Below are 10,653 nucleotides of genomic sequence, written 5' to 3' on the forward strand. Positions count from 1 at the left end.
TCCCCACGATGGTGAGGCGGGCGCTCTACCTCGTCGCTGTCCTGCTGCTTTCCGGCGGTTGCGCGAGTGTGGCCGAGGTCACCGGCACCGCGACGCAGGACGACCTCGTCCAGCTGCGCGCTGACGTCGCCGCGCTCCAAAACTCCATCCGCCAGATCAAGACCCAGGTCGACACGCTGGCCCCGCAGGCGGAGGGGCGGCAGCGCGACGCGGAGAACGAGCGGCAGGCAGCCGGGCTGAGGCAGCGGCTCGACGGACTGGCGACGACGCTCACGACGCTGTCGACGCGCCTCGACGATCTGAGCGCCCGGATCGAGGCGTTGAGCCGCCAGCCCCGCGGCGCCACCTCGCCGCCCGCGCCTGGCGCATCTCCGACGGCGACGCCACCGCCCGCGTCGGCACCCCCCGCTGTGTCGACGGCGCGACCGGCACCACCGTCACCCACGCCGCCGGCCGGCGCCCGATCGGCCACGGGCGCCGTCCAGCCACAGGATCTCTACCAGGCGGCGTACATCGACTTCAGCCGGGGCAGCTACGCCCTCGCCATCACCGGGTTCCGGGAGTTCCTGCGGCGCCACCCCGACCATGAGCTGGCCGCCGGCGCACAGTACTGGATCGGCGAGGCGCAACTGGGCCTGGCCCGCGGCTACGCCGACGCGGGCCAGACGGAGGAGACGACCAAGGCCCTGCAGCAAGCGGTGCAGGAGTTCAGGAAGGTGCTGGCGAATTATCCGCGGGGCGACAAGGCGCCCGCGGCGCTCTACAAGGAAGCGATCACGCTCATCGAGCTCAAGCAGCCCACGCTGGCCCAGGCGCGCCTGCAGTACCTCGTCGACAATTTCCCCCAGGCCGAGGAGACCCCGCTGGCGAGGGAACGACTCGCTGCGCTCAAGGAGCGCTGAGGCGAGACGCTAGCTCATCGGAGGGGGCCTCGACGGCCCCCTCCGAGCGGTGTTTACTCCGACGCGCACCTATTCCAGGCCGAAGACCCAGACGACGGCCATATCCTGCTCGGCAGGCGCGTACACCATGACCGTGCCGCCCGGGTACTCCGTCCTCGCCGACCTGACGATGACCGCCGCCTCGGGCACCGGAGGCGAAGACAAGGCCTGCCAGAGCGTCAGTGAAACCAGGACCGCCGCGGCCAGCGCGCCGCCGAACGCCAGGCGTGGCCGCCACCGGAGCCGGCAGGATGGCCACGCGGCAGGCGCCGGGGCGGCGCGGCGGTCGGCGTCGAGCCCCCGCGCCACGCCCGCCCAGAAGCCGGTCCAGTCCGGGGCGGGAGGCGTCGGGACAGCGCCGCGCAGGAGGGTCCGGAGGCGACGCAACTCGTCGGCCTCGTGCCGGCACCGGGCGCACTCCGAGAGGTGAGCGGCCGTCGAGCGCGCCTGTCGGTCGCCCAGAGCGCCGTCGAGCCAGGCGCCGATGCGCCGTCGCGTCCGGTAGTGGATCAGCACACCCGTTGGACGGACGAACCACCCATCTGTATTCTCTGCTGCGTATGATACCCGAGCGGGCGGTGACCCTCGCGGCCAGCGACGGCGCGGCCCTCGAGGCCCGCCTTGGCCTGCCCGCCGCTCCGTCGGGCGGGATCGTGATCTGCCACCCCCATCCCCTCTACGGCGGTGACATGGACAACCCCGTGGTCGTCCGCGTCGTCGAAGTCTGCGGGGAGCTCGGTTTCGCGACCCTGCGCTTCAACTTCCGGGGCGTGGGCCGCTCCACAGGGATCCACGGCGGGGGACGGGACGAGCAGCGCGACATCGAGGCGGCCGTGACCTCTCTCCGCGAGGCCACCGGCGCCGGCCTTCCACTGGCGCTCGCCGGGTACTCCTTCGGCGCCACCGTCGCCGCCCAGGTCGTGGCCCGGCAGGACGCGGACGCGGCGGTCACCGGGCTGGCGCTGATCGCCCCCCCGGTCGCCGTCATGGGCGACGCGCCCTTCCTGGCGCTGGCGGCCATCGACGTGCCCCTGCTCATCGTCGCCGGCAGCCGTGACGAGTACTGCCCGCGCGACGCGCTCGAGGCGCTCCGGCGGAGCCTGCCGCGCGCCGCCTTCACCGTCATCGACGGCGCGAACCATTTCTTCTTCGGCAAGCTCTTCCCCCTGGGCGAGGCGGTGGCGGGCTGGGCTCGCCGGCTAGAAGCGCGGCAGGCGAGCCGGCGTGGCGGTGCCGGCTGAGAGGATGATCCGGATGCCTTCCTCGACGGTCAGCCCGGTCGGCATGACGTCGGCGCGCGGGACCAGCACGACGTCGCCCAGATACAGGTTGTTGGTGGGAACGAAGGTGGTCACCATCTCCACCTTGCCGGTCGGCGTATCGACCATGACCTCGCTGGTCACGAACCCGAAGGCGTACCCGCCTTCACGGGGATGCTGGACGAGGACCACCGCCTTGAAGGCGCTGCGGCGCTCGGGCGAGAAGGCGTCCACCAGCGTCTTGACCGATGGGTAGAGCCGGCCGAAGACCGGGACCTTGAGGAGCAGCAGCTCCCCCCAGGCCAGCACGCGCCGGCCGGCGACGTTCCGGGCGATGATGCCCATCAAGAGAATCACGACCACCGCGGTGAGGAAGCCCAGCCCCCGCACGGGATGGCCGAAGATGCGCTCGTACATCGGCGTGAAGATGTCGTCGATCCCGCTCCAGAAGACCCACAGGAGCCAGGCGGTGGCCACCGCGGGCACGGTCACGAAGAAGCCGGTGATGAGCCGGCCCTTCAACCAGTTCCGCACGCCGGTAGACATGACAAATCGATGATGACACCACAGCGGCGCACCCCCGTCAAGAAACGGCGCCGCGCGCTCGTCACCGGCGGCGCCATCCGCCTCGGGCGGGCCATCGCGCTGACGCTGGCGCGCGCCGGCATGGACGTGGCGATCGGGTACCATCGCTCGACGGGCGACGCCCGCCGGACCCTCGCCGACATCGAAGCCCACGGCGTCCGCGGCGCCGCGCTGCGGGTCGACCTCGCCGATCCCCGGGCGGCGCGGGAGCTCGTGAAGAGCGCGGCCCGCGTGCTCGGCGGCCTCGACGTCCTCGTCAACAACGCGGCGGTCTTCTTCCGCACGCCCTTCGCGGCCACGACCCCGGCCCAGTACGACGCGCTGCTCGACGTGAATCTGCGGGGGGCGTTCTTCTGCGCCCAGGCCGCGGCCGCCGTGATGACGCGCGGGGGCGGCCACATTGTAAACATCGCCGACGTTGCGGCCGACCGCGCCTGGCCCGGCTACGTGCCCTACGCGCTCTCGAAGGCGGGCCTCGTCGTCCTCACGCGGAACCTCGCCGTCGCGCTGCGGCCGCAGAAGATCGCCGTCAACTGCGTGGCGCCGGGCGCGGTGCTGAGGCCCGCCGGCTTCCCGCGCTCGCGCTGGAAGGTGATCGCCGGGGGACACGAGGGCGGCCCCGACGACGTGGCGGCCGCTGTCCTGTTCTTCGCCACCTGCCCCCGCTACATCACCGGGCAGGTGCTCCGCGTCGACGGAGGGGAGAGCGCGTGATCGGCGCGGCCGGCCGGGATTACGGAGTGACGATCCGGCTGCCGCCGCCCATCACTCTGAGGAAGTCGCCCAGCGACGCGAAGCGCAGGAACGGATTCTGGCGCTTCTCGGCGCCGAGGGTGGAGGATGGGCCGCCGTAGTTGTGGCCGGGCAGCAAGATCGTATCGTCGGGCAGCGCCGCCAGTCGCTGCGTCAGCGAGTAGTACATCTCGCTGGGATCGCTCCCGGGCAGATCGGTGCGGCCACAGGAGCCGATGAAGAGCGTGTCGCCCGAGACCAGCCGGCCGTCGACCAGGAAGCACTGAGAGCCCGGCGTGTGGCCGGGCGTGTGCAGAAAGCTCAGCGTGAGCCGGCCGATCTGGAGCGTGTCGTGGTTGTCCACCTTGACGAGGTCGGAGCCGAAGCCCGTGAGGAACTCGCGCTCGGCCTTGTGCACGTAGACCTTGGCCCGGACCTTCTCCAGCAGGTCTTCCACGCCGGGAATGCGCCCGGACATTCCCCAGTCCGAGAGACTCCCACCGACGTGGTCCTGATGGGTGTGGGTGACCAGCGCGCCCGTGATGGCGAAGCCGTCGGCCTGGGCGGTGTCGACGATCGTGTCGATTTCCCAGGCGGGGTCGACGACGACGCATTCGCGGGCCAGCGGGTCGCCGATGAAGTAGACGAAGTTCTGCATCGGCCCCAGCTCCATCTGCCTGAGATAGATCGCCCCCTCGTCCACGAGCGATATGGTAGCGCGGCGACCCCGGGTGCGCTAGACTGGCTCGGCTGAACGACCGTTCAGCGGAGGCCAGGGGCGATGACGACGGGACAGCAGGCGGCCGGGCGGCGCGCGTGACCTACCAGCTCGAGACGCTCTGGGATTACGACTACGAGCCCACGCATCACGAGCTGGAGACGCTCTACGAGACGGCGAAGAAGACCGTGTGGCAGGAGATGGGCTGGGACGGCGACAAGATCTGGCGCGACACCGTGGCCAGTTCGCCCACGACGAAAGCCTTCAACAGCTTCCTCTTCCAGGAGAACCTGATGCCCCGCCTGCAGCGTCTGGGGCTGATCTCGGAGCGGGTCGCCCCGCGCTACCGGGAGATCGGGCTGCTGAACTAGTGCCGTTCCAACTTGTTGATACTAAATCTGTCCACGAACGACGTACACGGTGCCTTCCTAGGCGCGAATAGTTGGAACGGCACTAGCCGCTCCCGGACTCAGCCTCCGAAGTCGTCGGGGACCTTGGGAATCTCGAGCTGCTTGGGGTCGACGGCGTAGATGGCGGGGGACGTCCTGGTCTTCACGTAGAGCCGCCCGCCTTCCTGCTTGCCGACGAGGACCGTGACGATCTCGGTGCCGTCGGGCCGGAAGAGCCCCACCTCCGCCGTCGGCGCGTCGAGCCCGTACCGGCCCGCCTCACCACCCGCGGGCGTGACCAGCTCCCTCCACTTGAGGGCGCGCAACGCCCACAGCAGGTCGTCGACCTTCGTGCTCTTGGCCGCACCCCGGCCGCCCTCGAGGACCTTCCACTCCGTGTCGCTCTTGCGCTCGAGCAGGATGGCCTTGCCGCCGCTCTTGACCTCCAGGCGCTTGACGTCCTTGGGTTCGAGCGCGCCGACGAGGCTGCGGTCGCGCAGGTCGTTGAGCGAGCGCCCGAGCTCGGTAAGGGCGGAGGCCTCCACCAGCACCACCGGGCCGCGCCCGGCGATGGCGGCGTACGCGGTCGCCTGGCCGCCGCGCGTCTCGGGTGAGGGCGCCAGCAGCACCGTCAGCGGGCCCGGCGCGCCCTCCAGCGTGAGCGTCGCGCGGACCGTGGGGCTGGCGAGGTAGCGCGCGATGCCGGAGGCGTCTTCGGCCAGGAAGGCCTGGGCCTTGAGCCCCCTGAGCCTCATCAATACGCTTCCCGCCGCCACCTGATCGGCGGGCAGCGCTTGGGGCTGGGTGATCCGCCAGCGGTTCTGCTCCCGCGCGAGCGTGAGGCGGCCACGGGGGCTCTCGATCTCCAGGCGCGCGACCTTCTCGCGGTCGAACTCGACGATCGCCTTGTTCCGGACGGCCGCGGTGGTCTTGGGCAGCGCGGTCCAGACGTCCTCCGACAGCAGCAGCACGCTCGGCTCGCCGGGCCGCAGCGCATACACGCCCTTCTTCTTGTCGTCCACGTTGCCGAGCAACAGCGTCTTCGTCGCCCGGTCCTGGCCCTTGCCGGTATGGATGGCCACCCGCACCGGCCGCGCGAGCCCGTACGGCTCGAGCGCGCGGGGCGCCTCGGCGACGAACTCCTTGATGCGGGCCGACGCCAGCTTGTCGAAGAACTCCGCGACCGTGTCGGTGTCGGCCGGGAGCTGGCGGGGGCGGGTCAGCTTCCACCCGTGCTCGCCCGCTGGCTCCACCGCCAGCGTCTCGGCGCGGGTGACGATCTCCAAGCCCGTCACCTCCTTGCGGTCGAAGGCCAGGACCGCCTTATTTCTAAAATCGGCGACGGGACGGGTGGCATCGCGCAGCACGCCGTCCGAGACGACGAACACGTTCGGCTTGCCCCGCTCCTGCGCGTACACCCAGACCCCCGTCGGGTTCTTGGCGCCGAGCAGGAGCCCGACCTGCTTGCCGTCCTTGAGCGTCAGCGTCACCTCCGCCGCCGGCTTGTCGAGGCCGAACTCGCCCGGGTTGGCGGGCCGAGCGGCGATCTCGCGGTCCATCCGGGTCGTGGCCACCGAAGTGAGCGCCTCCTCGATAGGTCCGCGCTCGCCGCGGCTCCGGACGGGCTCGAGCATCTGCCAGCCCTCGCCCTCGCGCTTGAGGCGCACCATCTCCCCGCCGCGCTGGAGGACCAACTCGTTGACGTCGGAGGGCTCCACGCTGAAGACGCGCCCCTTGCGGCTCTCGGCCTTCTCGCGCTCGGGGCCCAGCCGGATCTCGTAGATGTAGAAGAACGCCCCCAACGCGATCAGGATGACCGCGAGGGCCGCCGTCGTCTGCCAGCGCATTTTATTCGGAGGGGGCCTCGACGGCCTGCCTTTACCTGGTGGCGCGGCGCCGCACGAAGGTCACGATCCCGCCCACCATCACGAGGCCGGGCAGCAGGATCACGGGGACGAGGAAGACCACCTGCGCCTGCTGCGAGGTGAGGAAGACCGGCGTCTGCCGCGTGTCCTTCGGCCGGATCGAGATCTGGTCTTCCTGCTCGGCCAGCCACGAGACCGTGTTCAGGAAGAAGTCTCGGTTGCCCTGCAGATTGAAGAACTGATTGGCGGCGATGTTCGACGTGCCGTACACGACGATGCGCGCCTTGTCCTTGGTCGCCACCGCGGCGACCGACAGCGGTCCCTTGGGATCCGGCGGGTCCGGCTTCACCTGCCCCGTCTGGAGCCCGGCGCCATCCGTCTCGCCCCAGCTCTCCGCGCTGGTGCGCGCCAGCGGCTGCGCGCTGACGCCGGCGGGCGGAGTCCTGGCCGGCACCACCGTGCGGGTCAGCGGGAAGAGCGTGCTGATGCCGCTCATATCGCGGGTGATCGGGTGCGCCTCGTACTGCTGGATGATGGGCACCTCGGGCCCGATGCCGAAGAGGCGGCCGAGCGGGTTCAGCTCGATGACGAGGTTGTCGCCCAGGTCGACGCCGTACTTGGCCGCGAACCGCTTGAGCCCCTCGCTCTGCGCGCCGCCCAGGATCGTCGGGTCGACCATGATCAAGAGCTTGCCGCCGCGGCCGACGTAGCCGTCGAGCGCGTCCAACTCCGGCTGGAGCAGCTCCGTGCGCGGCCCGGCCACGATGACGACCGCGGCATCGTCGGGGATCTTGCCTTCCCGAGCCAGGGCCAGGGGCTTGACCTCGTAGTTGGCGCGCTCCATCGCGGTCTTCGCCTCGCTGAAGCCGGGCCGGTCCGTGTTGGCGAGCTCGTGCTCGCCGTGGCCCTGGACCACGTAGACGAGGCGCTTGCCCTCCCGGGTCAGCTTCACCAGCCCGTTGGTGAGCTTCTCCTCCTCGGCATCCAGCACCTTCTCGGAGCGGTCCTTGGTCTCGAGCACCACGGTGCCGTACGACTCGACCGCGTAGCGGCGGGCCAGGCCCGGCTCGCGGTCGGGGTCGACCACCTTCCAGGTGAAGCGACCGTTGGAGTAGCGGGCGTACTGCTTGACGAGGTCCTCGGCTACGCGCTTGCCCGGCTGGTCGCTGCGGAAGAAGGCCACCGCGCTCACGTCGGTCTTGAGCGATTTCAAGAGCTGGATGGTCTGGGGCGAGAGGCTGTGGCGCCGATTCTCGGTGAGATCGATCCGCGCGTTGTGACGGTAAGAGACGGCCTCGACCAGCCCGATGATGCCCAGCAGCAGCACCACCATGACCGCCGTGTTCAGGCCGTAGCGGGCCGTCCGGCCGCCCAGCGTCCCCCGGAAGTCGTCGAGATGCCCGGCCGCGGAGGCCAGCACCAGCACGACGCCCGCGACGAGCAGTCCCCACCAGAGCCAGGCGCCCCGCGGCCCCCCCAGCAGCGGCGAGCGCGTCCAGCTCAGGATCGCCAGCGCCGCCAGGGCGGCGATCCCCACGTAGCCCGCCCAGTCGAGCAGCCGCTTCATCTCAGCCCTTCCACCGTCGAGCCTCCAGCGAGCGCAGCGTGAGGAAGAGCGCGATGATCGTGAAGTCCAGGTAGTACACGACGTCCTTCGTGTCCAGCACGCCCTTGGCGAAGCTGTCGAAGTGCTCGAGCAGGGAGACGTGCGTCAGGACCCGTCCCACCACGCCGCCTACGTAGTCGGCCGACCACCCGATGACCCAGAAGATCAGCAGGACCCCGAAGGTGGTGATGGAGGCCACGATCTGGTTCTCGGTCAGCGACGAGGCGAAGACCCCCACGGCCAGGAACGTCGCGCCCATCAGGAGGAGGCCCAGATATCCCGTCAGCAGCACGCCCCACTCGACGCGCGCGAAGTACAGGACCAGGGCCGGATAGACCAGCGTGGCGGCCAGCATGACGCCGTACACCGCCAGGGCGGCGAGGTACTTGCCGATCAGCACGGCGCCGTCACGCACGGGATAGGTGAGCAGCAGCTCGATCGTGCCCGAGCGCCGCTCCTCGGCGAAGAGCCGCATCGTCACCAGCGGCATGAGCAGGAGCAGGATGACGCTGATGTTGGAGAAGAGCGGGCGCAGCACGCTGTCCGTCACGTTCAGCTCGCGGCCCATGGCCGGGTTCATCATGGACTGCATCGAGGCCAGCGTGAAGAAGGCGAAGATCGAGTAGAAGAAGTAGCCGGTGATGAGCGTGAAGATCGTGAGGATCACCCAGGCGATGGGCGAGGTGAAGTAGAGGCGCATCTCCTTCTTGAAGATCGGCCAGATCCTCACGGCGCCGGCGCCTCCTCGGCTTCCGCCGTCTCCTCCGCCTCCGCCGTGTCCTCGCCGGCCACGATGCGGATGAAGACCTCCTCCAGCGTCATGCCCACCCGCTTCAGCTCGCGCAGCTCCCACCGCTGCTGGGCCGCCAGCTGGAAGATCTCGGCGCGCACATCGCGCCCGCGGGCCGACTCCACCACGTACGTGCCCCGCCCGTCCGCCAGCGCCTCGTCCCGCACCTCCAGCACGCCGGGGACCCGCCGCATTCCCTCCCGCACCGCCGCCGGGGGCCCGACGATCTCCACCTGCACGCGCGCCGTCGGGAAGAACTGCTCGACCAGGGTGTCGATGGGGCCCTGGGCCACGATCACGCCCTTGTTGATGATGATGACGCCGGCGCACAGCATCGAGACCTCGGGCAGGATGTGGGTGGAGAGGATCACGGTGTGCTCGCCGGCCAGCGACTTGATGAGCGCGCGGATCTCGGCGATCTGCTGCGGGTCGAGGCCGATGGTGGGCTCGTCGAGGATCAGCACCTCGGGGTCGCCGAGGATCGCCTGGGCGAGCCCGACGCGCTGCCGGTAGCCTTTCGACAGCCGGCCGATGAGCCGGTGCTGGACCTCGGTGATGAGGCACCGCTCCATCACCTCCGCGACCTGGCGCCGGCGCTCGCCGCGCCCCACGCCCTTGACCTCGGCGACGAAGTCCAGGTACGACCCCACGCGGAGGTCCCCGTAGAGCGGGACGTTCTCCGGCAGGTAGCCGATCCGCTTGCGGACCTCCAGCGACTCGCGGAGCACGTCGCGCCCCGCGATCCGAGCCGTGCCGCTCGAGGCGGGCATGAAGCAGGCGAGGATGCGCATGGTCGTCGACTTCCCCGCGCCGTTCGGGCCGAGGAAGCCCACGATCTCGCCCGGCGCGACGTTGAACGACACGTCGCGGATCGCGGTGATCGGGCCGTAGTGCTTCGTCAGGCTCTGGACTTCGATCATACGAGTTCGACCGACGGATTATACACCGGGTTACGCACCGGGCTTCGGCCCCGGCTGAACGACGGCCACGACGTCTCGCAGCCACGGGGGCACCGCGATCATCTTGCTCGTGGCTGGATCCAAGCAGGCGTGGAGCGTCGACCCCGTGGCCACCGTCTCGCCTTCCTCGCTCAGGATCTCATAGGCGAACCGAAAGCTCGCGCGCTTGTGCTCACTCACCCAACAGCGGACCTCGAGCAGGTCGTCGAGGCGCGCGGCGCGGACGTAGCGCACGACCGCCTCGACCACGGGAAGGTGGACCTTCCGGTCCACGACCGACATCGGGAGCCCCTGCTGGCGGAGGAACTCGACGCGGCCCACCTCGAAGTAGGTGAGGTAGTTGCCGTAGTAGACGACCTGCATGCAGTCCGTGTCCTTGTAGCGGACCCGGATTTTCGTGGACACGAGCATCTCAGAGATACTGACCGTAGCGGATCTTTTCGACCACCCCGCGCACGCCCTTGTAGCCGTCGATCGCCTCGAGCAGGTTCTCGGTGGTCACGAGCGACGGCGGTCCGCCCGCGGCGGCCGCGTGCACCTTCGCCTCGAGGGTCCGCCGCATGATCACCGAGATGTCGGCGCCGCTCATGCCCCCCATCACCGGGAGCACCTTGCCGTAGTCGATCGGCGCGAAGAGCTGCCGCCCGGCGTTCTTCTCCGTCTCCACGCGGACGAGGTCCAGGATCTCGCGCTGGGCGTCGGTGTCCGGGAGCGCGATCTCGATCAGGTGGTCGAGTCGTCCCGGGGCGACGAGCGCCGGGTCGAGTGCGTCGGTCCGGGTCGCCGCCGCCACGACGAGGACGCGCGTC

13 protein-coding genes are annotated in these 10,653 nt (G+C 70.1%); 4 read left to right on the top strand and 9 right to left on the bottom strand.

The features are described from left to right. Window positions 1-8: 8 nt before the first annotated feature. Window positions 9-902, top strand: coding sequence for an outer membrane protein assembly factor BamD (gene bamD / locus VGV13_00200; GenBank protein ID HEV8639501.1), 894 nt, complete (start codon window positions 9-11; stop codon window positions 900-902). A 69-nt stretch (window positions 903-971) separates the two neighbouring features. Here the strand turns inward: bamD and VGV13_00205 are convergent, their stop codons facing one another. Further along, complete coding sequence (locus VGV13_00205) at window positions 972-1,457, bottom strand: zf-HC2 domain-containing protein (GenBank protein HEV8639502.1); 486 nt, start codon at window positions 1,455-1,457, stop codon at window positions 972-974. A gap of 62 nt (window positions 1,458-1,519) precedes the next feature. Here VGV13_00205 and VGV13_00210 point away from each other — a divergent pair, with 62 nt between their 5' ends. Continuing rightward, the gene (locus VGV13_00210; protein ID HEV8639503.1) at window positions 1,520-2,182 is read left to right on the top strand and encodes an alpha/beta fold hydrolase; all 663 of its coding nucleotides are present in this window, start codon (window positions 1,520-1,522) and stop codon (window positions 2,180-2,182) included. Here VGV13_00210 and VGV13_00215 read toward each other — a convergent pair. Next, entirely contained in the window at window positions 2,141-2,734 is a 594-nt protein-coding gene (locus VGV13_00215) for a DUF502 domain-containing protein (GenBank protein ID HEV8639504.1), read from the bottom strand. The genes VGV13_00210 and VGV13_00215 overlap by 42 nt on opposite strands. Window positions 2,735-2,755: 21 nt before the next feature. Between VGV13_00215 and VGV13_00220 the strand changes: the two genes are divergently transcribed. Continuing rightward, the gene (locus VGV13_00220; protein ID HEV8639505.1) at window positions 2,756-3,499 is read left to right on the top strand and encodes an SDR family oxidoreductase; all 744 of its coding nucleotides are present in this window, start codon (window positions 2,756-2,758) and stop codon (window positions 3,497-3,499) included. Window positions 3,500-3,518: 19 nt separating this feature from the next. Here the strand turns inward: VGV13_00220 and VGV13_00225 are convergent, their stop codons facing one another. Next, window positions 3,519-4,220 carry an MBL fold metallo-hydrolase gene (locus VGV13_00225; protein HEV8639506.1) on the bottom strand — a complete coding sequence of 234 codons (702 nt, stop codon included), beginning with the start codon at window positions 4,218-4,220 and terminating at the stop codon, window positions 3,519-3,521. A 113-nt stretch (window positions 4,221-4,333) separates the two neighbouring features. Here VGV13_00225 and VGV13_00230 point away from each other — a divergent pair, with 113 nt between their 5' ends. After that, window positions 4,334-4,606, top strand: coding sequence for a hypothetical protein (locus VGV13_00230; protein HEV8639507.1), 273 nt, complete (start codon window positions 4,334-4,336; stop codon window positions 4,604-4,606). A gap of 98 nt (window positions 4,607-4,704) precedes the next feature. On the opposite strand, the gene VGV13_00235 is transcribed toward VGV13_00230, so the two are convergent. From VGV13_00235 to VGV13_00260, 6 genes are all read right to left on the bottom strand, one after another. Next, window positions 4,705-6,471 (bottom strand): DUF4340 domain-containing protein, encoded by a 1,767-nt coding sequence (locus VGV13_00235; protein HEV8639508.1) that lies wholly within the window; start codon window positions 6,469-6,471, stop codon window positions 4,705-4,707. Window positions 6,472-6,502: 31 nt separating this feature from the next. Then, on the bottom strand, window positions 6,503-8,056 hold the full coding sequence (locus VGV13_00240) for a GldG family protein (GenBank protein ID HEV8639509.1): 1,554 nt from the start codon (window positions 8,054-8,056) through the stop codon (window positions 6,503-6,505). A 1-nt stretch (window position 8,057) separates the two neighbouring features. Further along, window positions 8,058-8,825 carry an ABC transporter permease subunit gene (locus tag VGV13_00245; GenBank protein ID HEV8639510.1) on the bottom strand — a complete coding sequence of 256 codons (768 nt, stop codon included), beginning with the start codon at window positions 8,823-8,825 and terminating at the stop codon, window positions 8,058-8,060. Next, the gene (locus tag VGV13_00250; GenBank protein HEV8639511.1) at window positions 8,822-9,805 is read right to left on the bottom strand and encodes an ATP-binding cassette domain-containing protein; all 984 of its coding nucleotides are present in this window, start codon (window positions 9,803-9,805) and stop codon (window positions 8,822-8,824) included. The genes VGV13_00245 and VGV13_00250 overlap by 4 nt, the downstream gene beginning before the upstream one ends. A gap of 30 nt (window positions 9,806-9,835) precedes the next feature. Beyond that, on the bottom strand, window positions 9,836-10,255 hold the full coding sequence (locus tag VGV13_00255) for a thioesterase family protein (protein ID HEV8639512.1): 420 nt from the start codon (window positions 10,253-10,255) through the stop codon (window positions 9,836-9,838). A 1-nt stretch (window position 10,256) separates the two neighbouring features. Next, window positions 10,257-10,653 (bottom strand): hypothetical protein (locus VGV13_00260; protein ID HEV8639513.1); only part of this gene is annotated, 397 nt, incomplete at its 5' end.

Source organism: Candidatus Methylomirabilota bacterium (assembly GCA_036001065.1).
In the GTDB taxonomy this organism is placed as follows: domain Bacteria; phylum Methylomirabilota; class Methylomirabilia; order Rokubacteriales; family CSP1-6; genus MNEF01.